Annotated in this window: 24 protein-coding genes and 3 pseudogenes; 17 read left to right on the forward strand and 10 right to left on the reverse strand. The window is 67.4% G+C overall.

The features are described from left to right. Positions 1-29: 29 nt before the first annotated feature. Positions 30-418 (forward strand): annotated as a pseudogene (locus ACFVKT_RS04905) (TetR/AcrR family transcriptional regulator C-terminal domain-containing protein); the annotation flags it as partial. A gap of 255 nt (positions 419-673) precedes the next feature. On the opposite strand, the gene ACFVKT_RS04910 reads toward ACFVKT_RS04905, so the two are convergent. Next, the gene (locus tag ACFVKT_RS04910; protein ID WP_385727551.1) at positions 674-1,615 is read right to left on the reverse strand and encodes an aldo/keto reductase; all 942 of its coding nucleotides are present in this window, start codon (positions 1,613-1,615) and stop codon (positions 674-676) included. Between the two features lie 194 nt (positions 1,616-1,809). Here ACFVKT_RS04910 and ACFVKT_RS04915 point away from each other — a divergent pair, with 194 nt between their 5' ends. The 3 genes and pseudogenes from ACFVKT_RS04915 (at position 1,810) to ACFVKT_RS04925 (ending at position 3,802) form a co-directional block, all read left to right on the forward strand. Then, positions 1,810-2,430 (forward strand): TetR/AcrR family transcriptional regulator, encoded by a 621-nt coding sequence (locus tag ACFVKT_RS04915; RefSeq protein WP_385727553.1) that lies wholly within the window; start codon positions 1,810-1,812, stop codon positions 2,428-2,430. Positions 2,431-2,526: 96 nt separating this feature from the next. Continuing rightward, positions 2,527-2,853: pseudogene (locus ACFVKT_RS04920) on the forward strand (RNA polymerase sigma factor); the annotation flags it as partial. Positions 2,854-3,130: 277 nt separating this feature from the next. Continuing rightward, entirely contained in the window at positions 3,131-3,802 is a 672-nt protein-coding gene (locus tag ACFVKT_RS04925) for a DNA alkylation repair protein (RefSeq protein WP_385727555.1), read from the forward strand. 65 nt (positions 3,803-3,867) lie between these two features. Here ACFVKT_RS04925 and ACFVKT_RS04930 read toward each other — a convergent pair whose 3' ends face one another. The 5 genes and pseudogenes from ACFVKT_RS04930 to ACFVKT_RS04950 all read right to left on the reverse strand — a co-directional run bounded on the left by ACFVKT_RS04930 (position 3,868) and on the right by ACFVKT_RS04950 (position 10,074). After that, positions 3,868-5,991, reverse strand: coding sequence for a LuxR C-terminal-related transcriptional regulator (locus ACFVKT_RS04930; protein WP_385728157.1), 2,124 nt, complete (start codon positions 5,989-5,991; stop codon positions 3,868-3,870). A 246-nt stretch (positions 5,992-6,237) separates the two neighbouring features. After that, positions 6,238-6,744: pseudogene (locus ACFVKT_RS04935) on the reverse strand (ATP-binding protein); the annotation flags it as partial. A 286-nt stretch (positions 6,745-7,030) separates the two neighbouring features. Next, on the reverse strand, positions 7,031-7,987 hold the full coding sequence (locus tag ACFVKT_RS04940; RefSeq protein ID WP_385727557.1) for a prolyl oligopeptidase family serine peptidase: 957 nt from the start codon (positions 7,985-7,987) through the stop codon (positions 7,031-7,033). 541 nt (positions 7,988-8,528) lie between these two features. After that, entirely contained in the window at positions 8,529-9,215 is a 687-nt protein-coding gene (locus ACFVKT_RS04945; protein WP_385727558.1) for a TetR/AcrR family transcriptional regulator, read from the reverse strand. A 289-nt stretch (positions 9,216-9,504) separates the two neighbouring features. Then, positions 9,505-10,074, reverse strand: coding sequence for a TetR/AcrR family transcriptional regulator (locus ACFVKT_RS04950; protein ID WP_385727560.1), 570 nt, complete (start codon positions 10,072-10,074; stop codon positions 9,505-9,507). Between the two features lie 65 nt (positions 10,075-10,139). On the opposite strand from ACFVKT_RS04950, the gene ACFVKT_RS04955 reads away from it, so the two are divergent. Beyond that, positions 10,140-10,481 (forward strand): EthD domain-containing protein, encoded by a 342-nt coding sequence (locus ACFVKT_RS04955; RefSeq protein WP_385727562.1) that lies wholly within the window; start codon positions 10,140-10,142, stop codon positions 10,479-10,481. 255 nt (positions 10,482-10,736) lie between these two features. After that, positions 10,737-11,381, forward strand: a complete 645-nt coding sequence (locus ACFVKT_RS04960) for a dihydrofolate reductase family protein (protein ID WP_385727564.1) — start codon at positions 10,737-10,739, stop codon at positions 11,379-11,381. Positions 11,382-11,585: 204 nt separating this feature from the next. Here the strand turns inward: ACFVKT_RS04960 and paaK are convergent, their stop codons facing one another. Then, the gene (gene paaK, locus ACFVKT_RS04965) at positions 11,586-12,932 is read right to left on the reverse strand and encodes a phenylacetate--CoA ligase PaaK (RefSeq protein WP_385727566.1); all 1,347 of its coding nucleotides are present in this window, start codon (positions 12,930-12,932) and stop codon (positions 11,586-11,588) included. Continuing rightward, the gene (paaI, locus tag ACFVKT_RS04970; protein ID WP_385728159.1) at positions 12,929-13,363 is read right to left on the reverse strand and encodes a hydroxyphenylacetyl-CoA thioesterase PaaI; all 435 of its coding nucleotides are present in this window, start codon (positions 13,361-13,363) and stop codon (positions 12,929-12,931) included. Before paaI ends, paaK begins: the two co-directional genes overlap by 4 nt. 93 nt (positions 13,364-13,456) lie before the next feature. On the opposite strand from paaI, the gene paaN reads away from it, so the two are divergent. The 11 genes from paaN to ACFVKT_RS05025 all read left to right on the forward strand — a co-directional run bounded on the left by paaN (position 13,457) and on the right by ACFVKT_RS05025 (position 24,784). Continuing rightward, entirely contained in the window at positions 13,457-15,169 is a 1,713-nt protein-coding gene (gene paaN, locus ACFVKT_RS04975; protein ID WP_385727568.1) for a phenylacetic acid degradation protein PaaN, read from the forward strand. Beyond that, positions 15,169-16,392 (forward strand): thiolase family protein, encoded by a 1,224-nt coding sequence (locus ACFVKT_RS04980; protein ID WP_385727570.1) that lies wholly within the window; start codon positions 15,169-15,171, stop codon positions 16,390-16,392. The genes paaN and ACFVKT_RS04980 overlap by 1 nt, the downstream gene beginning before the upstream one ends. Continuing rightward, on the forward strand, positions 16,389-17,150 hold the full coding sequence (locus ACFVKT_RS04985) for an enoyl-CoA hydratase/isomerase family protein (protein ID WP_385727572.1): 762 nt from the start codon (positions 16,389-16,391) through the stop codon (positions 17,148-17,150). Before ACFVKT_RS04980 ends, ACFVKT_RS04985 begins: the two co-directional genes overlap by 4 nt. After that, complete coding sequence (locus ACFVKT_RS04990; protein WP_385727574.1) at positions 17,147-17,998, forward strand: 3-hydroxyacyl-CoA dehydrogenase family protein; 852 nt, start codon at positions 17,147-17,149, stop codon at positions 17,996-17,998. The genes ACFVKT_RS04985 and ACFVKT_RS04990 overlap by 4 nt, the downstream gene beginning before the upstream one ends. Continuing rightward, a complete protein-coding gene (locus ACFVKT_RS04995) occupies positions 17,992-18,819 on the forward strand; it encodes an enoyl-CoA hydratase/isomerase family protein (RefSeq protein ID WP_385727576.1) in 828 nt (275 codons plus the stop codon). The genes ACFVKT_RS04990 and ACFVKT_RS04995 overlap by 7 nt, the downstream gene beginning before the upstream one ends. 79 nt (positions 18,820-18,898) lie before the next feature. Next, on the forward strand, positions 18,899-19,885 hold the full coding sequence (gene paaA / locus ACFVKT_RS05000; protein WP_385727578.1) for a 1,2-phenylacetyl-CoA epoxidase subunit PaaA: 987 nt from the start codon (positions 18,899-18,901) through the stop codon (positions 19,883-19,885). After that, positions 19,882-20,184 (forward strand): 1,2-phenylacetyl-CoA epoxidase subunit PaaB, encoded by a 303-nt coding sequence (paaB, locus tag ACFVKT_RS05005; RefSeq protein WP_385727580.1) that lies wholly within the window; start codon positions 19,882-19,884, stop codon positions 20,182-20,184. The genes paaA and paaB overlap by 4 nt, the downstream gene beginning before the upstream one ends. A gap of 9 nt (positions 20,185-20,193) precedes the next feature. After that, positions 20,194-21,024, forward strand: coding sequence for a 1,2-phenylacetyl-CoA epoxidase subunit PaaC (gene paaC, locus ACFVKT_RS05010; protein ID WP_385727582.1), 831 nt, complete (start codon positions 20,194-20,196; stop codon positions 21,022-21,024). Beyond that, the gene (gene paaD, locus ACFVKT_RS05015) at positions 21,018-21,533 is read left to right on the forward strand and encodes a 1,2-phenylacetyl-CoA epoxidase subunit PaaD (RefSeq protein ID WP_385727583.1); all 516 of its coding nucleotides are present in this window, start codon (positions 21,018-21,020) and stop codon (positions 21,531-21,533) included. Before paaC ends, paaD begins: the two co-directional genes overlap by 7 nt. Before the next feature lie 11 nt (positions 21,534-21,544). Then, positions 21,545-22,645, forward strand: coding sequence for a 1,2-phenylacetyl-CoA epoxidase subunit PaaE (gene paaE / locus ACFVKT_RS05020; protein WP_385728161.1), 1,101 nt, complete (start codon positions 21,545-21,547; stop codon positions 22,643-22,645). Between the two features lie 843 nt (positions 22,646-23,488). Then, entirely contained in the window at positions 23,489-24,784 is a 1,296-nt protein-coding gene (locus ACFVKT_RS05025; RefSeq protein WP_385727585.1) for an MFS transporter, read from the forward strand. 181 nt (positions 24,785-24,965) lie between these two features. Here the strand turns inward: ACFVKT_RS05025 and ACFVKT_RS05030 are convergent, their stop codons facing one another. Both ACFVKT_RS05030 and ACFVKT_RS05035 read right to left on the reverse strand, forming a co-directional pair. Continuing rightward, positions 24,966-25,685 (reverse strand): DinB family protein, encoded by a 720-nt coding sequence (locus ACFVKT_RS05030; protein ID WP_385727587.1) that lies wholly within the window; start codon positions 25,683-25,685, stop codon positions 24,966-24,968. A 106-nt stretch (positions 25,686-25,791) separates the two neighbouring features. Then, on the reverse strand, positions 25,792-26,442 hold the full coding sequence (locus ACFVKT_RS05035) for a TetR/AcrR family transcriptional regulator (RefSeq protein ID WP_385728163.1): 651 nt from the start codon (positions 26,440-26,442) through the stop codon (positions 25,792-25,794). Between the last annotated feature and the right edge of the window lie 44 nt (positions 26,443-26,486).

Genomic DNA, 26,486 nt, shown 5'->3' on the forward strand with positions numbered 1-26,486 from the left:
AGCTGGCGGAAGCGATCCTGGCCGAAGCCCTGACGGAGAATCGTGGGGACGAGTGGGAAGCGGAGGTCGTCCTCCTCGGCAGACAACTTCGGCGGGCTCTGCTCGCGCAGCAGGACGGCGCCAGGATCGTCGGAGGCAGCCACGCCGCCAAACGGCACACTCTGGCTTTCGCGGACCGTCTCGTCGGCGTCATGCAGCGGGCGGGCTTCAGCGGGGCCACGGCTCTCCGGGCGGCGTCCACCGTCTTCTGCTACATCCTGGGGGAAGCCCTGGAACAGCAGGGGCAGAGCGACGGCGCTCTCGACAACTCGACATCGCCGCCGCGGGCGAGACGTACCCTCAGCTGCTCGCCACGCCCGTCGAGGAGATCGTCAACCTCGACGACCGCTTCGAGTTCGGGCTGGGGCTCATTCTCGGGGGGCTTCGCGAGCGGGGCCGTGCGCCTGGTTCGGCAGAGGGCGGGGCGTACGGATCGGCAGAGGTCCGTGCGTCCGGTTTTGCAGGGGCCCCTGTGTCCGATTCGGTGGAGGTCCATCCTCCGGCTCGGCGGAGCGGGGGTAGCGGATCAGTCTCGCGTGCGGCCTTTCGCCGACACGACCGGATCGTGAGTCCCCTCCCGTCGGCCGGGAGGGCTGTGGCTTCCCGCGCCACGGCACTCCGGCACCTACATCGGTCAGTAACGGCCGCCCACCACCTGGGCCGCCAGTGCATCGAGCGCTCGCACTTCGGCGGCGGTCAGATCGATGCCCTCGGCGGCCACATTCTGCTCCAGCCACTTCACGCGCTTCGTTCCGGGAATGGGCACGACGGGAACGCCGAGGCGCTCGCTGCTCCCATGCACCCAGGCAAGGGCCAGCTGCGCCGCAGTGACTCCCTTGGTCTCCGCGAGTGAGCGGACGCTGTCCGCGACCGCCTCGTTGGCCGTGGTCTGGAAGCGGGGGAGCCGCTTGCGGGCGTCACCCGTCGGCAGGGATGCCGTATCCACCGTGCCGGTCAGGAAGCCTCGGCCGAGCGGCGAGTACGCGACCAGGGCCACTCCCAGCTCGCGCAGGCCGTCGGCAACCGTCGTCTCCACATCACGGGACCAGATCGAGTACTCGCTCTGGACCGCCGTGATCGGGTGAACGGCGTGAGCGCGCCGCAGGAGTGCGGTGTCCACCTCGGAGAGGCCGATGTGCCGGATCTTTCCCTCCTTCACCAGCTCCGCCATGGCGCCGACGGACTCCTCGATCTCGGCGGTCTGCGGGGGCCGGTGCAGGTAGTAGAGGTCGATGTGGTCGACCCCCAGCCGCATCAGGGAGGCGTCACATGCGCGCTTGATGTAGCCGGCCTCCCCGCGCAGCACCCAGGCGTCGCTGCCCGTGCGGTCGATGCCGGTCTTGGTCGCGAGCTGGACCTCGTCGCGGCGGCCGGCGATGGCACGGCCCACGAGGACCTCGTTGTGACCGAAGGCGTAGGCGTCCGCGGTGTCGATGAGAGTGACGCCGAGGTCGAGGGCGCGGCGGACGGTGTCGATCGCGTCGTCCCAGCTCGTGGGGCCGTATCCCTCACTCATCCCCATGCAGCCAAGCCCCTGGGAGGAGGTGGTGAGGTCGCCGAGTGAAATCGTGTTCATGGGATGTCTCCGTTCGTCGTCCACGGTGGTCCCGCTGTGGTGCGAGCGGGTGCGGACCCGCAGGACGGTTGTAGGGTGACAGAGATACCGGAGGACCCTCCGGTATTAACAACGTTATCGGAGGGTCCTCCGGTAAGCAAGCAGGGGCCGGAATGTCTGCCTGCCCGGGCGGCATGAGGGTCCGGGGAGTGCGCATGCAGGAACGTCAGGGGCCACCGCAGCCGGTACGCGCCCACGCTCGTCGGAACCGCGAGAAGCTGCTGGCCGCAGCGCAGGACGAGTTCAACCGCGCGGGCAAGAACGCCTCACTGGGCGGCATCGCCAAGGCCGCCGGGGTGGGCATTGCCACCCTCTACCGGCACTTCCCGGACCGGGAATCCCTTGTCCTGGCCACCTACGAGTACGAGGTGGATCAGCTGTGTTCGGCCGCGGACGAACTCCTCAAGACGCTGCCGCCGGACCAGGCGCTCAAGGAGTGGATGAGACGCCTGGCGGCCCTGTTGGTCACCAAGCAGCAGATGTCCGAAGCGCTGCAGAGCATGAATCCCTCCGGCGGAGGCTGGGCCTCCGAGTCCTACGCGAAGGTCTTCGGCGCGATCGACTCCCTCGTCGCCGCAGGTGCAGCCGCGAAAGCGATCCGCTCCGATCTCGGGACGGCCGACGTGGTGCTGGCCATGAGCGGCCTTCTCCGCCTGGACGTATCCGGTGACTGGCGCTCCCAGGCCGACCGTCTGATCGGACTCCTGATGGACGGCCTACGGGCCGGGACTGACGGCCGGACGACATCCCTGGACACCGATGCGCAGGGTGCGTGACCCGGCTGTCGTTCGCGTGACGGACCACACCAGAGACACCCTCCCGCCTAGGAGGGGCCGTTGGGCTTGGGCACACTTGGGGGATGTGGCGAGGCGATGGAGGGGGGTCTCGTGAACGGGGATGTGGCCGGGGCCGCACGCGCTGAGGACGCCGTGCTAAGGCGGGCAGCTCAGGCGGTAGAGGTCGCCGCTCTGAGGTTGTTGCTGGAACGGCATTGGGCCGGTATGCGGGCCGTGGCGCTGAGCATTCCCGGGCCGGGTGCCGATGCCGATGACGTGCTGCAGGAGGCGGCCCTGAGTGCACTGCGGCGGATCGGGGACGTCCGCGAGCCGGGGTCCGTGGGCGCGTGGCTGCGGATGATCGTGTGCAATGCCAGCCGTTCCCTGCTACGAGCCCCGGTCCCCTCCCGGCCGGTGGACGACCCGCACCTGCCAGGAGCCGGAAGACTTCGCCCACGCGGTGACACGGTTCGTGAACAGCACGGCGCGAGGCGCCCTGTGACTCTCAGGTCGCGCGGAAACAGGGTCTGAGCCGCGCTTCAGGGCCGGGGCAGGTGTACCGCACCTGCCCCGGCCCTGAAGGTCGCGACCTGCCCGACGTGTGTTTTCGTGGCGGCGGCAGTCGCCGAACCGGCGTGTACGACGGGAGGCCGGCTCCCGTCGTACGCTGAATCCCGCCTGCGACGGACAGGAGACCGAGGTGGCCGAGACGGCGTTGGCCGAGGTGGTGGCCGAGCTGGCCGAGCTCGAAGACCCGAAGGCGCGTGCGGTGAACGAGAAGCACGGTGACGATCACGGGGTGAACCTCAGCAAGCTGCGCGCGCTCGCGAAGCGGCTGAAGACGCAGCAGGAACTCGCGTGCCGGCTCTGGGAGACGGACGACACCGCGGCAAGGCTGCTGGCGATCCTGATCTGCCGCCCGAAGGCGTTCGAACGTGACGAGCTGGACGTCATGCTGCGCGAGGCGCGCGCACCCAAGGTGCACGACTGGCTCGTGAACTACGTGGTGAAGAAGAATCCGCACTCCCAAGAACTCCGACTGGCCTGGTCCGCCGATCCGGATCCGGTGGTCGCGAGTGCCGGCTGGGCACTGACCACCGAGCGTGTGGCGAAGAAGCCCGATGATCTCGACCTCGCAGGACTGCTCGACATCATCGAGACGGAGATGAAGGACGCCCCGGATCGCCTGCAGTGGGCGATGAACCACTGCCTGGCCCAGATCGGGATCGAACACTCCGAGCACCGCGCCCGTGCCATCGGCATCGGCGAGCGCCTGGAGGTGCTCAAGGACTACCCGACGTCCCCGGGCTGCACATCGCCGTTCGCCCCAATCTGGATCACCGAGATGGTTCGCCGGAAGCAGGACAAGTAGGAGAGCTTCGCGCGCGTGCCAACGGTCGAGTGAGCGCCCCCGACGATCTGACCGGCACCGTCAACTCACCCCAGTACATTCCCGGAGCCGGCGCGGGCGGCCGGGGGCAGGCCGCTGAGTGCGTCGCGCAGTCCGGCACGAGAGGTGACGTTCAGTTTCGGAAAGACGCTGTACAGATGCGTGGCCACGGTGCGGGGAGAGAGGAAAAGCTGGGCGGCGATCTGCTTGTTGGTCAGCCCGGTGGCCGCCAGCTGCGCTATCTGGCATTCCTGCGGAGTCAGCAGTGAGTAGTGCCGGTCTTCACCAGGTACGACGGCCTCGACGGGGATACCGCTCGCCCGGAGTTCATTCGCCGCCCGCGTACTCCAGGGCTTGGCACCCAGGCGCTGGAACGTGCTGAGCGCGGCGTCCAGATGGACGCGTGCCGCGACGCCGGCTTTGGCTCTGCGCAGCCTCTCGCCGTAGGCCAGGCAGATCCGCGCCCAGTCGAACGGCCACCGTTCGGCGTTGGGGGCGGCGATGGCGCTCTCGAACAGTTCATGTTCGATGACGTCAGGGGTGGCCACGGCCTCGGCGGCATCGGTCATCATGGCCAGCCGCGGCGAGATGGAGGGGATGTCGCTTCGCCTGACCGCTGCGACGTGTTCGGTGGCTTCGCAGTGGCGGCCCGTGCGAGCGGCGGCCTCGGTGAAATCCAGGAAGAGCCACAGAGCATGGGGCATGTGCGGCGGCAGCCGGCCGGGCGTGCCCACTGACCTCAAATGGCGATAGGCGCCTTCGAAGTCCGCGCTGCCGAGCGCGGACAGAGCCCGGATGTGGGCGGCGTACAGACGCAACTTACCGAGTCCGCGAGGGTTCCCCCAGGACACGAGACAGTCGGCGGTCTGCCGTGCCCCTTGACAGTCACCTTGCGCGGCGGCCAGCAGACCTTGCAGGAAGCGGCCTTCAAATGCCGACAGACGGTAGCTGTACGTTGCACACCAGCGCAGACCCTCATCGATGACGTCCGGAAGGTCGTCCCACTGCCCGCTGGTGTAGGCGTCGTTCCCCAGCAGGAAGAGGGCGTCGATCGCCGAGGCGATGGCTCCTCCACTGCGGCCGTCGTCGATGACCCGGCGCAGGGCACTGCGACAGCCGGGCAGGCGGTCGACGTACGCCGCGGACATCGCGGTCCGAATGATGCGTCTGGGGTCGGCCTCCCGATGAAGATCGATGACGAGGCCGTCGAGAGTGTCCAGCACGGACAGCGCCCCGTGGGCGGGATCACCGAACGCGCCGCGGACCACTGGCAACAGGAGGTCGGGGGAGTGCAGTTGGGTATGTGTCACCGTGCTCTCGAAAATCTGCCAAAGCTCCGGTCGGCCGCTGTACGAGCACACCAGGAGGAGTACGTGCAGCGCCTCGCCGAGGATGTCGTCGTCTGTTCGGCTCGGCCGGGCATGGTTGTCGATCGCGCCGACGAGGAGCCTGTGAGCGGTGTCCACATCGCCTTCGCCATTGAGGAGTTGGCTGGCCGCTGCCGCGGCGGCCGCGAGGGATCCGGCATTCATGGGGTCAGCCAGCGCTGCGTTGTCCAGTAAAGCGCGTACGTTGCGGAGGTCACCGGTGATGTTGGCGCCTAGGCAGGCCGCCTCGGCCAGCCTGATTCCCTTCGCCGTCCCCGTGCTGCTCAACTCGGAAGCACGCAGCAGAGTGGTGATGGCGCCGACGGCATCGCCACGACGCAGCGTGCTGTAGGCCACTTCGTTCAAGAGGGAGGCCACTTGGTCGTCGGGGCCGACCGCAGCATCGGCCAGATGCCGGGCCCGGCGCTCAGATCCTTCCGGGAATTCATCGGCCAGCGCCTGATGTCCGCACCGGCGCTCGGCGCTCGTCGACAACTCCATGACCGCGGAACGAGTGAGTGGGTGCCGAAAGACGAGGCGGCTCGTCAGGGGATCGACCTGCACCAGTCCGGCCTTCTCGGCGGGGCCCAGCCCGGTCAGGCCGTCGGAGCCGCTCACGGCCCGTTCAAGGATGTGCAGATCACCTGAGCCGTCCAGCACGGCGAGCAGAAGCAACCTCCGTGTCGCGTCCGGGAGAGCACTGACCCGTACGGAAAAGATCTTCTTGAGCCGCTCGGACAGCGGCAGCACAGCCGGCAGCGGTCCATGCTCTGTCCGCTGAGCCTCATTGAGGGTGACGGGCAACTCCAGCAGAGCCAGCGGGTTTCCGCCGGCCTCTGTGACAAGACGCCGGCGGACCCTGGCCGCCATTGCCGGAAACCGCTCTGCCACCAGCTCGTTCGCGGAGTCCTCGTCCAGGGGCTGCACCTCGTACGCAGGTATCCCGGTGTTGCTCAAGAAGGACTCGTCGCCGGTCCTGGACGCTGCCAGCAGGACCAGGGAACTGCTCCGTACACAGCGGGCGACGGTCCCCATGACCACGGCGCTGGGCCGGTCCAGCCATGCGACGTCGTCAATGACCAGTGCGAGGGGACCACTCTTCCTGGTAGCCCGGGAGAGCAGCACTTGAACAGCGTCGGCGATGGCGAGCAGTTGGGGCGGCTGCTCTTCGGACAGCCCGCGGATCGCTCGGAGTGTTCCAGCCTGCCGCCGGGGCAGCGCGGCGATTTCGCCACTCAGTGGCTGGAGTATCTGGTTCAGGGCCGAGAAGCTGACGCTCTGTTCGAATGGGGAGCCGACGACACGCAGAACCTGGAAGCCCGCTTCGGACGCTCGCAGCGCCGCGGTATCGAGCAGAGCGCTTTTGCCCACCCCTGCCTCTCCGGTCAGCATGAGGGCGATGCCCCGCGTGGCGGCCGAACTGAAGAGCTTGTCGACGAGGGCCAACTCTGCTGATCGCCCGACGAGGCGACCGGCAGAGTGCGCGTCGGATCCTTGAGCGTGGCGCCTGCCACCCTCCGGAGCCGACGGTATTGGGGACGGCATGAGGCCTCCCATCGAGGTCGGGCGGGGTCAGCGACAGGACGGGAATGACATCGGAAAGTTCGGAATTCGCGAAGTGCCCTGCATCACATGTACCGAGGCCGACCGGAGACGCGTGGCGCGGAGCAGTCGGTTCCGTCCCACCGCCCGCTCCCCATGACCAACACGACAACCAACTACTGGTCATGGGGAAGTGGTTGTAGGCGAGGGAGGAGGCCCAGAGACAGGCAGCAGGTCCGCTCGAGTGACTACAGGCCAGGGGTGGCGAATTCACCGCCGGCCCGCTCGCAGCCACCGGACATCAGTTTTCGAGCTTCTTGTCCAGGAATCCGGTGATGGTGCCCATCACTTTCTGTGTGGACCACGGGATACCGGCCTTGGTGTCACCGAGGAACGACATGTCTCCGTGGTTGGCACCCTTGACGACACAGCGCGTGGCCCCCACTCCCTTCGCCTTGAGAGCGTCGAGAAGGATCAATGACTGGCTGGAAGAGATGATGTGGTCGTCGGACCCCTGGAGCAGGATGAACGGAGCGGAGGACGAGCTCAGGTAGGTGGCCGGGTCGGCTGCCTTGTTCGCGGCAGCGTCCGTTGCGACGGTCTTGCTGGAGTTGGGGCCGAAAACGTACGCGTTGACGAAGCTGCCAGGAGCCATGTACGTGGCCTTGGTCGCCGCATCGAAGTCGTCGGCGGTCTTTGCCAGGTCACCGGCGCCGAACTCGTCGACAACGGCCTGGACGTCACTGCTCTGGCCGAGGTTGTCCCCGGAGTCGAACTGCTTCGTCCCGTTGGTGGCACCAGCCATGGCGGCGAGGTATCCGCCCGCCGACTGACCCCAGACGGCCACCTTGGTCGTGTCGATGCCGTACTCATCGGCGTGGGCACGCAGAAAGCGGATGGCGGACTTCACGTCGGCGACGCCGTCCTTGTAGGTGGAGCCGGTCGTCGTTGTGCGGTACTCGATACTCGCAACGGCGTAACCCTGATCCGCCACGTAGGTGCGTTGGCCGAGGTTGGCCGACTTGTCATCCATCACGAACCCGCCTCCGGTGATGTAGACCACCAAGGGCTTCTTGCCTGCCGTCTCCGGCACCTGAAGGTCCAGCTTAAGGTCGAGCTTCTTACCGTCGGCCGTGGGTGACGAGTAGGTGATGTCCTTGTGTGTCGTCACCGCGATGTTGGTGCACTCCATCTGCGGGCCGTCCGGAGTGATGACCGTGCTGTTGCTGGTGTCGGCCGGCTTCACCGTCTTCGCCACGGGAATCGACGCCCCGGCGGGAGGGGCGCTGGATGCCCCTGAGGAAGCGGTGCTCGTGGTTTCGCTGGAGGCCGTTGGGCAGGCGACGGTCTTTGTCGCGGGGGAGGGGGACGCGGATCCGGCGGCTGTTGTGGACGATCCCCCGGATGAGCAAGCCGTCACCCCGAGACCGAGAATCGTGATCCCTGCGATCACGCTGAGCGTGCTGCGCGCAGTCATGATGAACCTCCTCCATAAGCGGAGATATTCTCTCCACTTCCCAACGGTATCACCGCCCTGGTCGATACGCAGGACATGGATAGCCCGCCTGAGGGCCACTCAGGCTGTGACGGCCGGCCTGCGGCGAGAACTTCAGCCGGATGGCGAGGTCAGGGCCTGGACTCTCGCTCGCTGAGAGCGCTTTTGGACTTTGCGGGCGGACCTCCGCGCACGCCACATGGCGCCCGACGCGTCAAGGCGCTAATGGGTCCGTTACGGCCGGCCGTTGGGTTCCGGATCGGAGGCTGCATGCAAGCGCTGACAGGGGTCTGCCGCCGGCTCGCTACTCTCGTTCGTCGGCGGGCCTGACCAGTCCCATGACCTGCTCCACCGTTTCGTTGCTGAGGCTTGGAGTCGTCAGGGGAGGGTTGTCGGGGCGCTCCCGGAGGCCGTTCAGAAGGACCTCGATGTAGCGGCGCCAGATGTCCGGCCGCTTGCCCTGTGTGAACTGCGTGGCGGCGCTCAGCATGTGCTGGATGACGGGGATGTCGGAAGGGGTCACCTCGGCCCGGAGGTCCCCGCTCTCCTGGGCGCGGCGGATCAAGGCTCCGAGGAAGGGGAGCATGCCTCCGCGTGCTCTCTCCATGGGCCCGGAGCTGTGGCTGCCCAGCATGATCACTTCATGGAGGCCGCGGTTCTCGGCGAGGTCGCCGGTCATGTCCATGAGGAAGTCGACCAGGCCCTGCCAAGGGTCGGGGTGGGCGAGCGCCCTCTCGGCCGACTCCTGCCGCAACGCGAGATCCTGCTCGAACAGGGTGCGTACGAGGGCTTCCTTGGTGGGGAAGCGGCGATACATCGTACCGACGCCGACGCCGGCGTGGTGGGCCACGTCATCGAGTGTGACCCCCAGCCCGCGCTGCCTGAAGACCTCGCGTGCGGCCTGGAGGATTCTTTCCCGGTTGAGAGCGGCATCTCGCCTCAGGGGACGGCCACCATCCGTCGGCTTGCTTCCCCGGGAACTCTCAGTCATATCCACATGGTAGCTCTGTTGATCACACCCCGGTCTTCTGTGACGAGGCAGGCGAGGGGCCGCCCGCGGGGGTGCCGGCGGTCGCGTCTGTCGTGAGGCCGGCCGCGGCGTGGCGCCAACTCGTCCTGGCGTCCTGCGTGTTCGGACGTCGGCTTACGGCACTCGGTGGACCGGCGGAGTCATGCCCGGTACGGCGTCCCGCCGCGTTGGTCACGGGACTTGAGCCTGTTGGTCGGCGTCGCTCCCGGGCCGGCCGGCACCCTGATGCAGGGCGTCACCGGTAACCCGCTCACCGGCCTCGGTTGGTCACCAACGCTTGAATCAGCCGGCGGTTCGCTTCCTGTGCGGTCATTCCCCAGTCCCACTCGCTCTTCTTGTGGAGCCGTAGCGAGACGACACCGTGCCATGCCGACCACAACAGGAGTGCGGAGGCGAAGGGTGCGTCCGGGTCGACGAGCCGCGCGAGTTCGACGATGCGGGCCTGGAGACGAGGGCCGTGCGCGGCTCTGGTCTCCGGCAGCGCGTCACTGCTCTCGAACAGGAGTTGGTACGCGCCCGGGTGGGCCGCACCCCACGCGATGTAGGCGTCGCCGGCGACGACCAGCTGGTTGTCCGCCTCGTCCGTTGCGTCGAGGGCCGACTCGACCGCTTCGACCAGCGAGGTGTACTCGGCGTCGAGCACCGCGGAGCGCAGGTCCGCCTCGGAGGGGAAGTGCCAGTACACGGCCGAAGGGGCCACCCCGCAGGCCCGGGCGATCGAGCGCAGCGACGGAACGGCCACCGCTTGAGGCTCCGCCAGCATGGCGGTCGCGGCGGCCACGAGCTCGGAGCGCAGGTCTCGGTTGTCTGCCTTGGTCACCGAGTCATTGAACACCTGTTCATGTTAGCGTGCAATGAACAGGTGTTCAGGAAGGTGGTGGCGGCATGCTCAGGCTGATGACGGTGATCAGGAAGCGTCCGGAGGTTTCCACGGAGGACTTCCGCCGGTTCATGGAACTGGAGTACGGACCGACCTACGCGGGTCTTCCCCAGGTCAAGGAGTACGTGCAGTACTACCTGACCGACCTCGCGACGGACGGGGAGGAGGAGCCGATCGACGCGATCGTGCGGATCGCCTTCGAGTCCGAGACGGAGATGCGCGAGGCCCTCGCAACCGAGGAGTACCGGAAAGCGCACGAACTGCGGACGGCCTACATGCGGGACACGTCCGTCGGTATTCATTCAGCCGTTCTGGACCGTAGGGTGCAGCTGGTCCCGAGACCGTGACGACAGCGCTGGTCACCGCCACTCGTTCGATGCTCGCGACCAGCGCGGCCGCTTCGTGGCTTCTCGCCGTTGCGGACCTGGTCGGCCTCCTCCGGGATGGTGCACTGGAACCTGCGCCTGCGCAGCGAGGACAGCCCGCATCCGCGGCGAGAAAAAAAGCTACGCCCCCTGTCGATCCGCCCGCGCCCCGTTCGACGTACTGATGTGGGGCACTTCGCCACACGAGGATGCGACAGGACCTGACGAGGGAAACACATGGGCCAGCTACTGAAAGTCATGAACTTCAACGTCTCAAGTGACGGAATCGGTGCCGGTGAGGACCAGAGCCTCGAGAGGCCGTTCGGCCACGTCGATCCCGCGAGGCTGTTCGCCTGGGCCGGCGCCACGGCGAGCTGGCCCATGCGCACCGACCCCGGGGGCAGTCGAGGCCTCGACGACTACTTCACACGGGACTTCGCACACAACATCGGCGCCGAGATCATGGGCCGCAACAAGTTCGGCCCCCAGCGGGGGCCCTGGCACGACTACGACTGGCGCGGCTGGTGGGGTGACGAACCCCCCTTTCACACCCCGGTGTTCGTCATGACCCACCATGTACGTCCGTCGATCACGCTCTCCGATACCACGTTCCACTTTGTCGACGCCGACCCGATCACTGTCCTCGAACGGGCGCGGGAGGCCGCGCAGGGCAAGGACGTCCGACTCGGCGGCGGGGTCACCACGGTCAGGGAGTTCCTTGCCGCCGGCCTCGTGGACACCCTGCACGTGGCGGTCTCGCCGGTGAAGCTCGGATCAGGCCTTCGCCTCTGGGAGTCACCCGATGACCTGCTCGACCGGTTCCATCTCGAGGTCGTGCCCAGCCCGAGTGGCGTTGCGCATCATTTGTTCTGGCGGAGGTAGGGCGAGGCGCAAACCCGGCGAAGTTACGCCGGCACAGCACTAGCAGGACACCTGCGAGCCGTTGTCGACGGCAGCGATACGTGCCTTCGTGGGAGCACACCAATTCCGTGCTCCCACGAAGGACAGGACCCCGGCCCTCAACCCCTGTAAACGTGAGGAGTCGGTCGACCCTGCGGGGGAAGGACGTACGGATTCCCTGGTCGCTCAGGGCCGACGCGTGTCCTTCACGCGGCGAAGCTTCCCCAGCGACCGCTCCAGGGTTTCCGGGTCTACGACGGCTACTTCGACGGTGACTCCGACGCCGTCCTTGATTCCCTGAGTGATGGTCTTTGTGGCGGCCGCGCGCTGAGGGGGATTGCTGTCGGGCCGTGCTTCCACGCGGACGGTCATGTGGTCCATCCGTCCCCGCCGGCTGAGTTCGATCTGGAAGTGCGGGGCCACACCGGGCGTACGCAGCACGATCTCTTCCACCTGGCTGGGGAAGACATTGACACCGCGAAGGATGATCATGTCGTCGGAACGTCCGGTGATCTTCTCGATACGGCGGAATCCGGGCCGGGCGGTCCCGGGCAGCAGCCGAGTCAGGTCCCGTGTGCGGTAGCGGATGATGGGCAGGGCTTCTTTGGTGAGCGAGGTGAAGACCAGTTCACCGCTGTCACCCTCCGCCAGGACGTCATCGTTGAGTGGATCGACGACCTCGGGGTAGAAGTGGTCCTCCCAGACATGCAGTCCGTCCTTGGTCTCCACACATTCCTGGGCGACGCCGGGACCGATCACCTCGGACAGCCCGTAGATGTCGACGGCGTGGATGTCCAGGCGCTCTTCGATCTCGCGGCGCATCTCCTCCGTCCAGGGTTCGGCGCCGAAGATGCCGACCTTGAGGGAGGTCGAGCGAGGGTCGATGCCCTGTCGCTCGAACTCGTCGAGAAGGGTGAGCATGTACGAGGGCGTGACCATGATGATCTCGGGCTTGAAGTCCTGGATGATCTGCACCTGGCGTGCGGTCATGCCGCCGGAGGCAGGGATCACGGTGCAACCGGCGCGCTCGGCGCCGTAGTGGGCACCGAGGCCGCCGGTGAACAGGCCGTAGCCGTAGGAGATATGCACTTTGTGCCCCGGGCGGCCGCCGGCGGCCCGGATGGATCGGGCGACGACATCGGCCCACATGGAGAGGTCGTTGTCGGTGTAACCGACCACCGTGGGGCGGCCGGTGGTGCCGCTGGACGCATGCACGCGGCGCACCTCCGACATCGGGACGGCGAACATGCCGAAGGGGTAGGTGTCGCGCAGGTCGGCCTTGGTGGTGAAGGGGAACCGGGCAAGGTCCTCAAGGCTGCGGCAGTCGTCGGGCTTGACTCCGGCCGCGTCGAACTTGTGCCGGTACAGCTCCACGTTGTCGTACGCGTGCTGCAGCGTCGTGCGCAGTCTGGTGAGCTGGAGAGACCTGATCTCCTCGCGCGACAGCAACTCGCCGTCATCCAGCAATGCCCTGGGAGGTGGGTCTCCCCGGCGCGCTTCCAGGTGCTCGGGCACGATGACTTCGCTGCTCATTGCGGCTCCTCATGTTGCGTGCTGCGCAGAGTGCGACTCCGGCCGCGGAACTCCGCGATCACTTCGTCGCCGCGCAGGACACTCACGTCGTAGATGCCGCTGCGGCCGAACCGAGTGCGTTCATGTGCCGTGGCCACCAGGACATCACCTTCGTACGCGGGCGCAATGAAGTCGATGTCGGCGGACGCGGCGACGGTCACGGGTCCGTGGCTGTTGCAGGCGCATGCGAAGGCCGAGTCGGCGAGCAGGAACAGGAAGCCACCATGGGCGATCTTGTGTCCGTTGACCATGGCTGAGGTCACGGTCATCCGAAGCACGGCAGCCCCGTCGCCGTGCTGCAGCAGCTCGATGCCGAGCCCTCGTGACGCCTCGTCATCGGCGAACATCCTTGTGACGGGATCAGGCGTCGTGCTGTCTACCTGGGTCGTCATTTCCACCACCTTGTGGACCGACCGAACATTCGGTTAGCGTGCGGCAAGGCCAAGTAATCCAGCAAGACTCCTGCCTGTCAAGAGGGGGACCGTATGCTCCAACAGAGCCCAGAGGATCTTGACTGCTTCGCACGTCACAGCGCACTGCTCGACCAGGCGGCCGCCGCGGTCCTATCCCGGGATCACTGGTCGCCGTACCCCGAGTCACCGAGCAAGTCCCTCTACGGGGAAGACGCCGCCAAGAACGGTGAGGCCGCTTTCCACCGTCAGCTCGGCACCCCGTTCGACCTGCCCGGCCACCCCGGCCAGACCTGGGCCGCGCCCACCGAGACCTCGCCGTACGGATTCCCGCTGGGCATCAGTTACCCCCACCTGGCGTCCGAGGACGCCGTTGCCGCCGCGAAGGCCGCGGCCGCCTCCTGGCGTGACGCCACACCCGACACCAGGGCCGGCGTGGCCGCGGAGATCCTGGCCCGGCTGAATACCGCGAGTTTCGAGATCGCCCACGCCGTGCAGCACACCACCGGGCAGGCGTTCGTCATGGCCTTCCAGGCCGGTGGCCCCCATGCGCAGGACCGTGGCCTGGAGGCGGTGGCCTACGCCTGGACGGAGCAGAAACGGCACCCCGTCCGAGCCCGCTGGAGCAAGCCCCAGCGCAAGGGCGGCCACCTGGTGATGGACAAGAAGTTCACACCGGTCGGGCGCGGAGTGGCGCTGCTGATCGCCTGCAACACCTTTCCGACCTGGAATGGCTACCCGGGCCTGTTCGCCAGCCTCGTCACCGGCAATCCGGTCATCGTCAAGCCGCATCCCGGGGCCGTCCTGCCCCTGGCGATCACTGTGCGCATCGCTCGCGAAGTCCTGGCTGAGGCCGGCTTCGATCCCAATGTGGTGCTGCTTGTCGCCGAAGAGCCGGACGAGCGCAGTGCGGGTGTCCTTGCCGTGCATCCCGACGTACGGATCATCGACTTCACCGGCTCGACCGCCTTCGGCGACTGGCTGGAGACCCACGCACACCAGGCCGCCGTCCACACGGAGAAGGCGGGCGTGAACACGGTGGTGCTGGACTCCACCGACGACTACCGCGGCCTCCTGGGCAACCTGGCCTTCTCGCTGTCCCTCTACAGCGGGCAGATGTGCACCACCCCGCAGAACCTCCTCATCCCCCGCGCAGGCTTTGTCACGGACGAGGGTGCCAAGAGCGCCGACGAGTTCGCGGCCGACCTCGGCGCCGCGCTGGATCAGCTGCTGAGTGACCCGGCCCGGGCAGCCGGCACCCTGGGAGCCCTCGTGAACGAGGGAGTGCGCGAGCGGCTTGAGGAGGCTGCCGGCCTGGGCCGCACGGTCCGAGCGTCGGCTGCCGTCGCGCACCCCGCGTACCCCGGGGTTGCCATGCGGACGCCGCTGGTGGCACGGCTCGACCCGGAAACCGATCGGGCCGTCTACACCCGCGAGTGGTTCGGGCCGGTCTCCTTCGTCATCGTTACCGACTCCACCGAGCACAGCCTCTCCGTCTTCCGCGACACGGTGCGCGAGCACGGAGCACTGACCGCCGCCGTCCACTCCACCAGGGAAGAGGTCCTGGCGGCAGCCGAGGAGGCGGCGCTGGACGTCGGCGTACACCTCTCGGAAAACCTCACCGGTGGGGTTTTCGTCAACCAGTCGGCCGCCTTCAGCGACTTCCACGGCAGCGCCGCCAGCCCGGCGGCCACTGCCACCTTGTCCGACGCCGCCTTCGTCGCCGGCCGCTTCGCGACCCTGCAGTCGCGCCGCCCTGCCCCAGCCCCCAATGAGGAGTCCGCCTGATGTCGGATGAGATCTACCTGATCGACGGAGCCCGGACCCCCCAGGGGCGCTACGGCGGTGCCCTGGCCGCCGTACGCCCCGATGACCTCGCGGCTCTGGTCGTCGCCGAGGCCGTCCGCCGCTCCGCCATTCCACGCGAAGCCGTGGACGAAGTCGTCCTGGGAGCCGCCAACCAGGCCGGTGAGGACAACAGGGACGTCGCACGCATGGCTGCGCTGCTCGCGGGCCTGCCCCACACCGTGCCCGGCTACACCGTCAACCGCCTCTGCGCTTCGGGCCTGACAGCGGTGGCCTCTGCCGCTCACACGATCCGCGCCGGAGAGGCCGATCTGGTGGTCGCCGGGGGAGTGGAGTCCATGACCCGCGCGCCCTGGGTGATGGAGAAGCCCGGCACCCCATGGGCCAAGCCGGGGCAGGTGCACGACACCTCCTTGGGCTGGCGGTTCACCAACCCGCAGTTCGCGGCCGCGGACCGGGCTGTCGCCGACGACGCCGGACCGCAGACACCCAAGATCACCCTGTCCATGGGGGAGACCGCGGAAGAGGTGGCGGCTCTGGACGGCATCACCCGTGCCGAGTCGGACGCCTTCGCCCTGCGCAGTCACCACCGAGCTCTTGCGGCGCAGGAGGCAGGCCGCTTCGACCGGGAGATCGTGCCGGTCCCGGTCAATGACACCCACGTGACCCGGGACGAGGGCCCGCGCGCGACCACGACCCTGGAAAAGCTGGGCTCCCTGCGCACCATTTTCCGCAAGGACGGCATCGTCACGGCAGGCTCTTCCTCTCCGCTGTCGGACGGCGCCGCCGCACTGGTGCTGGCCGGCGCGGCAGCCGTCGACCGCTATGGACTGACACCGCGGGCGCGGATCATCGGTTCCGCCTCGGCCGGCGTGCAGCCCAACCTCATGGGACTGGGGCCCGTCCCGGCCACCGAGAAGGCACTCGGCCGCGCGGGTTGGGAGACCGGGGACCTCGACGCGATCGAGCTGAACGAAGCCTTCGCCGCTCAGGCACTCGCCGTGATGCGGCGGTTGAAGCTGGACGAGGAGAAGGTCAACGCCGACGGCGGGGCCATCGCCCTGGGCCACCCACTGGGCTGCTCCGGCGCCCGCATCCTCCTCACCCTGCTCGGCCGGCTGGAGCGGGAGAACGGCCGCCGCGGCCTCGCCACCCTGTGCGTGGGCGTGGGTCAGGGCGTCGCGCTCCTGGTGGAGCGGATATGACTGCCGACAGTCTCTCCGCGTCGTACGACACCTTGCTGGTGGAGGAGCGGACGGACCGGCTCGTCGTGACCCTGCACCGCCCCGAGGCCCGCAACGCCATCAGTGGCCGCATGATCACCGAGCTGCACCAGGTGTGCGAAGAACTGGAACGCGCCCCGAAGCTGCTTCTCCTGACCGGTCACGGCGGTGTCTTCGCAGGCGGGGCCGACATCGCCGAACTGCTCAAGCGGGGCAGGGACGAAGCTCTCCAGGGCATCAACAGCCGGCTCTTCGAGCGAGTCCGGCGGCTGCCCATGCCCACGCTCGCCGCGGTCGACGGCTGGGCTCTGGGAGGCGGGGCCGAACTGGCCTACGCCTGCGACCTGCGCCTTGCCGGCCCCGACGCTGTCTTCGGTAATCCCGAGCCGGGCCTTGGAATTCTTGCGGCGGCGGGTGCCTGCTGGCGCCTGCCCGAACTGGTCGGTGAATCGGTCGCCAAGCAGATCCTGCTCGCCGGCCGCAACCTCGACGCCCGGGCGGCGCACGCCGCGGGCCTGGTCATCGATGTCGTACCGGCCGAGGAACTGCTGGGGGAGGCCCACGCGCTGCTCGATCGCATGGCGCGCTCGTCGGCTACGGCCCTGCGCCTCACGAAGCTCGTCGTCGACTCGCCCGGGGCCCACCCCGTTGCCGACGACCTGGCACAGGCCGTGCTGTTCGAGAGTGATGACAAGAAGGACCGCATGACACGTTTTCTCGACAGAAGGAGCCGGACATGACGTCAGCGCCCAAGGCCGTCGGAGTCATCGGGGGCGGACGCATGGGCTCGGGGATCGCCCAGTCCTTCGCTGCCGCCGGCTCGGTGGTGACGGTGGTGGAGAGCGGGACGGAGGCTGCCGCCGCGGCGGTGGAGCGGATCGGTGCCGGCCTCAGGCGCGCTGAGGAGCGAGGTCACCTTGCCGAGCCGGCAGCGCTCGTCACCCGCCGCGTGACTCTCGTAGCCACAGTGGAGGCCCTGCCCCCGGACATCGCACTGGTCGTGGAGGCCGTTCCCGAGGATGCCGCGCTCAAGGCCCGCCTGCTCAAGGCGGCCGAGGAAGCGGTGAGCGAGGCGACGGTGCTGGCCACCAACACGAGCTCGCTGTCGGTCACCGACCTCGCCTCCGTCCTCCGCCGCCCCGAACGCTTCCTCGGCATGCACTTCTTCAACCCGGTGCCGGCCTCCGCCCTGGTCGAGATCGTGGTCGCCCCCGACACCGCTCCTCACACGGTCCAAGCCGCTCTGGAATGGACCAAGGCGCTGGGCAAGCAGGACGTCGTCGTCAAGGATTCCCCCGGCTTCGCCAGCAGCCGTCTCGGCCTGGCTCTGGGCCTGGAAGCCATCCGTATGGTCGAAGAAGGTGTCGCCGCCCCCGAGGCCATCGACGACGCGATGCGGCTCGGCTACCGGCACCCGATGGGACCGCTGCGGCTGACGGACCTGGTCGGGCTCGATGTGCGGCTCGCCATCGCCGAATACCTGCATGCCACACTCGGCGATCGCTTCGCGCCACCGCAATTGCTGCGGGACAAGGTGGCACGTGGCGAACTCGGGCAGAAGGCGGGACAGGGGTTCTACACATGGTGACCGTCAGGGCGGCGGACTCCGCCGGGAGCGAGCCAACCGGCGTGGGCTACACCCGTGACGGGGCGGTCGCCGTGATCGAGCTGCAACGGCCCAGGGCTCGCAACGCACTGGACGTCCACCTGCGGCTCGGCCTGCTGGCCGCTGTGCGACAGGCACACCATGAGGGCGCGCAGATCAAGGCAGTGCTCCTCACGGCCCAGGGTGACCATTTCTGCGTCGGCCAGGACCTCAAGGAGCACGCCCAGGCACTTGAGGACGAGCCCGCCACCGCGTTTGCGCTGCTGAGAGCCGAGTACAACCCGCTGGTGGAAGCCCTCCACACGCTGCCGTGTCCGCTGGTCGTGGCGATCGAGGGCTCCTGTGTCGGGGCAGGGCTTGGCCTTGCCCTCTGCGGCGATGTCCGGGTCGCCGGGCAGAGCGCACGCTTCACCACCGCGTTCACCGCGATAGGGCTGGCCGCCGACAGCGGACTGAGCGCCACGCTGGCTCAGGCCGTCGGGCCCTCACGCGCCACTGCCCTGGCGCTTCTGGCGGAGCGTTTCGGAACCGAGGAAGCCCAGCAGTGGGGACTGCTCCATCGGGTGGTGCCGGACGGTTCCGCCCGCGCGGAAGGACTCGCCCTGGCCCGACGTCTGGCCGACGGTCCGACCGCCGCATACGCCGAGCTCAAATCTCTGGTGCGGGCCGCGGAGGGGCAGGACCTGAAGGCCGTACTCGAGCGTGAGGCCACAGCGCAGGAGCGGCTGGGCGCCACAGAGGATCACCGCGCCGCGGTGCGGGCCTTCCTGGCAGGACAGCAGCCGTCCTTTTCCGGGTGCTGACACCCCCGGTGCTTGCCAGGCCGGGGAGGGCTCATCGTATGATGGACCGAACGAATGGTCGGTAGGGAAGGTGGTACAGATGGCTACAGCACAGTCCGTCGCGTCCTCCGGTGGCGACACCGAGCCGGACCTGCGGTCCCACTTCGAGTCGACGATCGCGCGCGACCAGCGGATCGAGCCGCGCGACTGGATGCCGGAGGGGTACCGCAAGACGCTGGTCCGGCAGATCGCCCAGCACGCACACTCGGAAATCATCGGCATGCAGCCGGAAGGCGAATGGATCACCAGGGCGCCGTCGCTGCGCCGCAAGGCGATCCTGTTCGCGAAGGTCCAGGACGAAGCAGGCCACGGACTGTACCTGTACTCCGCGGCCGAGACGCTGGGAGCGGACCGGGCCGACCTGACCCGGCGACTGATCGACGGCCGCCAGAAGTACTCGTCGATCTTCAACTATCCGACGCCCACCTTCGCCGACGTGGGCGTCATCGGCTGGTTCGTGGACGGTGCGGCGATCTGCAATCAGGTGCCCCTGTGCCGTAGCTCGTACGGTCCCTACGCCCGGGCCATGGTGCGGGTCTGCAAGGAGGAGTCGTTCCATCAGCGCCAGGGCTACGAACTGCTGATGACGATGATGCGTGGCACGGACGGTCAGCGCGAGATGGTGCAGGACGCCGTCGACCGATGGTGGTGGCCCTCGCTGATGATGTTCGGTCCACCGGACGACGACTCGCCCAACTCCGCCCAGTCCATGGCCTGGAAGATCAAGCGGCACAGCAACGACGAGCTGCGCCAGCGCTTCGTCGACATGACAGTTCCGCAGGCGGCGAAGCTCGGCGTCACCCTGCCCGACCCCGAACTGCGCTGGAACGACGAACGAGGCCACCACGACTTCGGCACCCCTGACTTCGCCGAACTGAAGCGGGTGATCACCGGAGACGGCCCCTGCAACACGGAGCGGGTCGAACGGCGCAGGGTCGCACACGATGAAGGCGCCTGGGTACGTGAGGCGGCGACCGCCCACGCGAGCAAGCAGGCCGCCCGGGCACGTGAGGAGGCAGCTGCATGAGCGACACGGAGAACGAGAAGCGGGACTGGCCGTTGTACGAGGTGTTCGTCCGGGGCAAGCGCGGACTGAACCATGTGCACGTGGGGTCGCTCCACGCAGCGGACGACCGGATGGCCCTCACCCACGCCCGCGACCTCTACACCCGGCGCAACGAGGGCGTCAGTATCTGGGCTGTGCGCTCGGAGTACATCGCCGCCTCCACACGCGACGAGAAGGACCCCTTCTTCGCGCCCAGCGCGGACAAGGTGTACCGCCATCCGACCTTCTACGACATCCCTGACGATGTCCCGCACATCTAGGAGCCGGGGATGAGTGACGACCACGTCTACATGACTCTGGCCGAGGGCCACGACGACAGCGATGCCCGCTGGGCGTTCGGTACCGGATTTGAGGACCCGCTGCACGGTGTGGACACCTCGGTGCCCGACGGCATCGATGCCGCCGAACTGGCCGCCACCTGCAGTGCACTTGGCGACGACACCCTCGTCCTGGCGCAACGGCTCGCCGAATGGGTCACCCTGGCACCCGAGTTGGAGGAGGAGGTGGCGCTCGCCAACATCGGGCTCGACCTGCTGGGCCAGGCGCGACTGCTGTACTCCCGCTGCGGCCAGGCCGACGGCACCGGACGCACCGAGGACGCCTACGCCTACTTCAGGGACGCCGAGGACTTCCGCAGCGTCCGCCTGGTCGAACTTCCCAACGGCGACTTCGCGTTCTCCATCGTGCGGCTGTTCGTGTTCTCCAGCTGGCGTATCGCTCACTTCGCAAGGCTCGAATCGTCGCCGGACCCCGTACTCTCGGCGATCGCCGCCAAGGCACTGAAGGAACTGGCCTACCACCGGCAGTACGCAGCCGAGTGGATGGTGCGCCTGGGAGACGGAACGGAAGAATCCCACCGCCGCATCAACAACGCCCTGGCAGCCGTGGCCCCCTACTTGCCGGAACTGTTCTCGGCCCACGACGGGCGAAGCGAAGTCCTGGCAGATCTTCAGCAGGTCCTCGACGCCGCCGGGCTCACCATGCCGCAGGTTCCGCCTCTGCCCGGAGCGGGCCGGCACGGCGAGCACACCGAGTACCTCGCGCCCCTCCTGGCCGAACTGCAGAGTGTGGCCCGCGCCCACCCGGAGGCGACATGGTGACCGTCCTGTCCGACGTCCGGCGCGCCCGGCGTGTTGCCGAGAAGGTGCCCGACCCCGAACTGCCCATGCTCACCCTGGCCGACCTGGGCGTCCTGCGCGATGTCACCATCGCGGAGGACGGCACGGTCGTCGCGAGCCTGACCCCGACGTACTCGGGATGCCCGGCCATGGCGGAGATGCGGGCGGACGTGTCTGCCCGCCTTCAGGAGGCCGGCTTCGAACGCGTGGAGATCCGCACGGTACTGAACCCGCCGTGGACCAGTGACTGGATCACCCCCGCGGGGCGCCGCAAACTCACCGAGTACGACATCGCCCCACCGCTGAGGACACCGCAACGCCCCGCCGGCCCGGTACCGCTGAGCCTGTCGCCGATCCGTCACGTCGTGCCGTGCCCGCGCTGCCAGTCGGTGGATACCGAGGAGACATCGCGTTTCGCGTCCACCTCCTGCAAGGCACTGTGGCGTTGCCTCACTTGCCATGAGCCGTTCGAGTACGTCAAGGAGATCTGATGGCAGAGCTGATGGCACCGACCTCCGGTGCCCCCGCGACAAGGGCACGCAGGCGCCGCCCGATGTTCCACTCCCTGCGCGTTGCCGGTGTGCAACGCCTGTGCGAAGACGCGGTCGCTGTCAGCTTTGAGATCCCCGATGCCTTGGCGGAGGAGTTCGTCTTCGCGCCAGGTCAGTCACTCACGCTGCGCCGTGAGATCGACGGCCGGGACGAACGGCGCTCGTATTCGATCTGCTCGCCCGTCGGCGCACCCCCTCGCATCGGGGTGCGGGAGGTGCCGGGAGGGCTGTTCTCCTCCTGGCTGGTCCACGAGGTGAGGGCCGGTGACACCATCGAAGTCATGGCTCCCACAGGTGTCTTCACCCCCGACCTCACCGGGCCAGGTCACCATGTACTCATCGCGGCAGGATCCGGGGTCACCCCGATGATGTCCATCGCCGAGTCGGTACTGGCGTCCAACGACCTGTCCAAGGTGACGCTCTTCTACGGAAACAGGCGCACCGACACAGTCATGTTCGCCGACGAGCTGGCCGACCTGAAGGACACCTATCGCACACGCTTCCAGCTCGCACACGTCCTCTCCCGGGAACCCCGTGAGGCCGACCTGCTCTCCGGACGCCTGGACGGCGAGCGCCTCGATGCCCTCATCGACGGACTGATCGATGTCCCCAGCGCCGACCACTGGTGGCTGTGCGGTCCCCATGGGATGGTCCGGGACGCCCAGCAGGTACTGGCGAAACTCAATGTGTCCAACGAACGAGTGCACCAGGAACTGTTCTTCGCCGACGAGCCGGCCCAGGCGATCCGCCGCGAAGAGCCAACGGCCGACGGACCCGTCAGCGAGGTCACCATCACCCTCGACGGCCGCTCCACCACGGCCGGGCTGCCCCGCGACAGTACGATCCTCGACTCGGCCGCGCGCATCCGGCCGGACCTCCCCTTCGCCTGCAAGGGAGGGGTCTGTGGCACCTGCCGCGCTCGAGTCACGCAGGGCGAGGCGGACATGCGCCGCAACTATGCCCTCGAAACCGCTGAGATCGATGCGGGATACGTGCTGACGTGCCAGACGTACCCGCTCTCCGAGACGCTGACCGTCGACTACGACAGCTGACCGCCCTCGGCGAACCAAAGGGGCACCCCTGCGCGACGGCTGTCTCTTCGCGAGCCGCCGTCCGCGCAAGGTCACGATTGCCGTTCGATAGTGCTTCCATGCAAATCAGCAAACCTTGCATGGGTTGTTGGCATGCCTGATTGCCTCTTCTGACTTCCGCCGACGGAGCGTCACTTCTCTGGGTTGTCCGGATGGAGGACGTGGCTGTGCGGGCCTCTGGCGGCGGTGTCCGCCCCCGAGTTGCCCGAGGTGACGAAGGCCATCCCTGCGACAGTCAGGGCGTTGAGGGGCGCCAGTAAACGATTGCCCCAGTGATGCTCTTGGACGGGCAAACTTCCATCCGTTCCACTCTCTTGACACCGGTTGCATGGCTGCCTTTACTTACCAGTCACGAGACGACCAATCGTTCGGTCGGTAGGTCTGGGGCGAAGATCAGCCGCAGCCCTGGAAGTCTCTGCCGACATGATGAAAGGCCTAGTCCACTCAGCTGCAGAGTCTCCATCTCCAGCTGGCGGGAGCGATCCGGGCGTCACCCTGCCTCGGTCTTCCGCCGACTGCTGCTGGCGCCGTCGATATCACTCACCCAGTGAAATCTGCGGAACCCAGTTGCGCAGCGCCCTGCTTGAGTCGACCAGCTCGGTCCAACGACACGAGGCGTGCCAGGAAACCGGGCTCAGGAGCAAGTCGGCAGGGCGCATCCAGCCATTGATCGAGGTAGCGAAAGGCCGGCCTCGATCAGATCGGCAATCGGGCGGGTTTATCCCCAAATCCGCTTTGGTATCTCTCTCCCCAAGCCCCGATGAACAGCTGCGGCGGCATCGCTCACCCTGTCAGGAGACAGCAGTGGCCATCGACCGAAACCTACCCGAGACAGTCACACCAAAGCAGGTACGCCCGCTGCGAGTGGCAACAGCAAGCTTCGTCGGAACCGCCATTGAGTGGTACGACTACTTCATCTACGGCATGGCTGCGGCAATTGCGTTCGGACCGCTGTTCTTCCCCGGCGTCTCCTCGGCAGCCGGAACCCTGGCCGCCTTCGCCACTTACTCGGTCGGCTTCTTCGCCCGCCCGGTGGGCGGCATCGTCATGGGCCACTTCGGTGACCGGGTCGGCCGCAAGTCCATGCTGGTGATTTCGCTGCTCACCATGGGACTGGCCACGGTGGGCATAGGGCTGCTTCCCACCTACGCCACCGTCGGTGTCTGGGCGCCGATCCTGCTGGTGACCCTCCGTTTCATCCAGGGCATAGGGGTCGGTGGCGAGTGGGGCGGCGCGGTCCTCATGGCTGTCGAGCATGCCCCGGACCGAAAGAAGGCCTTCTACGGCAGTTTCCCGCAGATGGGCGTGCCCGGCGGGCTCATCATTGCCAACCTGGTGTTCCTCGGCCTCACCACCAATCTCAGCAGCGACGCTTTCCTGGCCTGGGGGTGGCGAGTCCCCTTCCTGGCGAGTGCCGTCATGGTCGTGGCAGGCCTGGTGATTCGACTCACCATCGCCGAAAGCCCGGACTTCGAGGCGGTCAAGCAGTCGAAGACGAAACAGCGCATGCCCATCGTGACGGTGCTGCGAGAGCACTGGAAGGAAGTCGCGCTTTCCGCCGGAGCGTTCATCGGAATCAACGCGGTCGGCTACATCTTCATGGCCTACCTGCTGTCCTACACGACCGCCGTACTTGAACTGAGCCGGAACCGCATCCTTGTCCTCACGCTCATCGCGTCCCTGGTGTGGCTCGCGGTGATTCCATGGGCTTCCGCTCTTTCGGACCGGCATGGCCGCCGGGTGGTGCTCAGAGCTGGTTCCATAGGCCTTGTCGTGTGTGCGCTCTTCCTGTTCCCAATGATCAACACCGCGAACACAGCCCTGATTCTGCTGGCACTCCTGGTGACGGCGGTATTCATGGGTATCGTTTACGGGCCGATAGCGGCACTGTTCTCGGAACTCTTCAGGGCTGAGATTCGCTATAGCGGGGCTTCTCTCGGCTACCAATTGGGAGCGATCCTTGGTGGCGGCATCGCGCCGACCGTTGCCACAGGCCTCTACACAAGCTGGTCATCCACCACACCTATCGCCCTCTACCTCACGGCGGTGACGCTTATCAGCCTCGGCTGTGTGTGGCTGGTTACCCGTAGAACGACTTGACGGTCGGGGTCCTCCAGAGACGGCGGTCGGTGACTGACGTCCGCTCCGGGGGACCCTTTCGCGGACCGCCCTTGTCCTTCCGGCAGTTGGTCAGGGGGGTAGCGGCAACGGGTCCCGTCGGGCAGGAAGCGCTGCATCGCACTGTTTACGTACGCAATCTGGCGGTCGTACGGCCGACCGTTCAGAGGATGGCCGTGAAGCGGGCCCGCCACAGGTCGCGGAGCAACGCAATCTCGGCCATGTGATGGATGAATTCGAGATTGGTCCCCGACAGCACGCCGATGAACGGGTCGTCCGGGTCGGAACCGTACGGGTACTGCGAGAAGCCGACCGTGTCGAGCTGCTCCTCCGTGACGGCGCCGATGCTCTCGCGCCAGCGGTCGATGACAGGCCAGAACCGATCGAGGGTCAGGGCGGCGGAGGGCGAGAAGTCGATCATCAGCTTCGGGTCCTGCAGCCGCTCGCCGAAGGCCCACTCCCATCCGCCCGCGAACTGGTAGTGCAGGTGGCCCAGCCGCCACGCGATGGTCGTGATCGGCGCCATGTCCGGCTCCGGCGCACCGGTGTGAGCGAGGATCTGCTCGACCCGCTCGACGCTCACGCTCCAGTCCTCGGCGATCTTGGCGACGGTCATGCCACTGGCGGCCTGTCTGGCCACCTCGGCGTACTCGCTCGCCGGGATGTCCGCCGCGCCCAGATCGAGCACCCACTCGCCCGGCCCGAACGCCCTGGGCGTCGCCGCCTCGCCCCGGCGCCGGAGCGACCAGCAACCGGGGACCGGCTCCCACAGGTACTCCTCATCACCGAGCCCCGTCAGCCGCACCTGGGCCATCTCCCGGGCCTTGTCGAACTGGTCGAGCAGCAAGCCCAGTCGGTCGGTCCACGCACCCTCAGCGTCCATGCAGATCTCCCCTTGCGGTCGCGTCTCGAACCTCGATGCGCTCAGACGGAAAGTATCGGCTCACCTCACGGGGCGCGACCGAATTCCTTGCGGAGGTGGCTTCGCTTCAGATGCGGGGTCGACTCGTGCGCGGGGGAGTGTCGCCAGGGCCGGAGTGACCGTGAGACCGCAAGCCGCCGAAGACGAGGGTGGCGAGAGCGTCGGCGAGGACCGACACAGGCAGTTCCCCGTCCGGCCGGTACCACTCGATGAGAGAATTCACGGTGCCGAAAACCAGTCGGCTCGCAAGATGGGGATCGATATCGGCACGGATTCCTCCTTCTTCCGCCGCGAGTTCGACCAGTTCGGCAACCCGGTGGTCGAACTCGCGTCGCCGCTTCAGGATTCGCTGTTCAGCGGCACTGTTCCCATGGACCCTCAGCAGCAAGGTGACATACGGCAACTCGGCTGCGAGTACTTCGACGCTCCCACGCACGATGTGCTCAAGCCTGGCCGTCGGGGGCAGTTGGGCTGCATCGGGTTCGTCAATGAGAGAAAAAAGGGCATCGAGCGCACGGGTGACGGCAAGATCCAGAAGTTCCTCCTTGCCGGAGACATGGTGGTAGATGCTGGACTTGCTCAGGCCCAGGCGTCTGGCCAGCTCCTCCATACCGGTGGCGTCATAACCGCGCTCGTTGAAGACCTCGACCGCGATCTCGAGAAGAGACTCACGGTCGTAGTTGGGCCGGCCTCGGCGATCCTGATTCTGTGATGACACGTTATTCACCCGCCCATTGTCGCAACAGGCGCGATCAGTGGCGT

The sequence above is a fragment of the Streptomyces sp. NPDC127595 genome (assembly GCF_042671685.1).
In the GTDB taxonomy this organism is placed as follows: Bacteria; Actinomycetota; Actinomycetes; order Streptomycetales; family Streptomycetaceae; genus Streptomyces.

What these genes read in the sequence shown, in the direction of transcription:
- ACFVKT_RS04910 (WP_385727551.1), bottom strand. Translation starts at nt 1,615, where the DNA reads ATGAACACGATTTCACTCGGCGACCTCACCACCTCCTCCCAGGGGCTT.
- ACFVKT_RS04915 (WP_385727553.1), top strand. Translation starts at nt 1,810, where the DNA reads ATGCAGGAACGTCAGGGGCCACCGCAGCCGGTACGCGCCCACGCTCGT.
- ACFVKT_RS04945 (WP_385727558.1), bottom strand. Translation starts at nt 9,215, where the DNA reads ATGACTGAGAGTTCCCGGGGAAGCAAGCCGACGGATGGTGGCCGTCCC.
- ACFVKT_RS04955 (WP_385727562.1), top strand. Translation starts at nt 10,140, where the DNA reads ATGCTCAGGCTGATGACGGTGATCAGGAAGCGTCCGGAGGTTTCCACG.
- ACFVKT_RS04960 (WP_385727564.1), top strand. Translation starts at nt 10,737, where the DNA reads ATGGGCCAGCTACTGAAAGTCATGAACTTCAACGTCTCAAGTGACGGA.
- paaK (WP_385727566.1), bottom strand. Translation starts at nt 12,932, where the DNA reads ATGAGCAGCGAAGTCATCGTGCCCGAGCACCTGGAAGCGCGCCGGGGA.
- paaI (WP_385728159.1), bottom strand. Translation starts at nt 13,363, where the DNA reads ATGACGACCCAGGTAGACAGCACGACGCCTGATCCCGTCACAAGGATG.
- paaN (WP_385727568.1), top strand. Translation starts at nt 13,457, where the DNA reads ATGCTCCAACAGAGCCCAGAGGATCTTGACTGCTTCGCACGTCACAGC.
- ACFVKT_RS04980 (WP_385727570.1), top strand. Translation starts at nt 15,169, where the DNA reads ATGTCGGATGAGATCTACCTGATCGACGGAGCCCGGACCCCCCAGGGG.
- ACFVKT_RS04985 (WP_385727572.1), top strand. Translation starts at nt 16,389, where the DNA reads ATGACTGCCGACAGTCTCTCCGCGTCGTACGACACCTTGCTGGTGGAG.
- ACFVKT_RS04990 (WP_385727574.1), top strand. Translation starts at nt 17,147, where the DNA reads ATGACGTCAGCGCCCAAGGCCGTCGGAGTCATCGGGGGCGGACGCATG.
- ACFVKT_RS04995 (WP_385727576.1), top strand. Translation starts at nt 17,992, where the DNA reads ATGGTGACCGTCAGGGCGGCGGACTCCGCCGGGAGCGAGCCAACCGGC.
- paaA (WP_385727578.1), top strand. Translation starts at nt 18,899, where the DNA reads ATGGCTACAGCACAGTCCGTCGCGTCCTCCGGTGGCGACACCGAGCCG.
- paaB (WP_385727580.1), top strand. Translation starts at nt 19,882, where the DNA reads ATGAGCGACACGGAGAACGAGAAGCGGGACTGGCCGTTGTACGAGGTG.
- paaC (WP_385727582.1), top strand. Translation starts at nt 20,194, where the DNA reads ATGAGTGACGACCACGTCTACATGACTCTGGCCGAGGGCCACGACGAC.
- paaD (WP_385727583.1), top strand. Translation starts at nt 21,018, where the DNA reads ATGGTGACCGTCCTGTCCGACGTCCGGCGCGCCCGGCGTGTTGCCGAG.
- paaE (WP_385728161.1), top strand. Translation starts at nt 21,545, where the DNA reads ATGGCACCGACCTCCGGTGCCCCCGCGACAAGGGCACGCAGGCGCCGC.
- ACFVKT_RS05030 (WP_385727587.1), bottom strand. Translation starts at nt 25,685, where the DNA reads ATGGACGCTGAGGGTGCGTGGACCGACCGACTGGGCTTGCTGCTCGAC.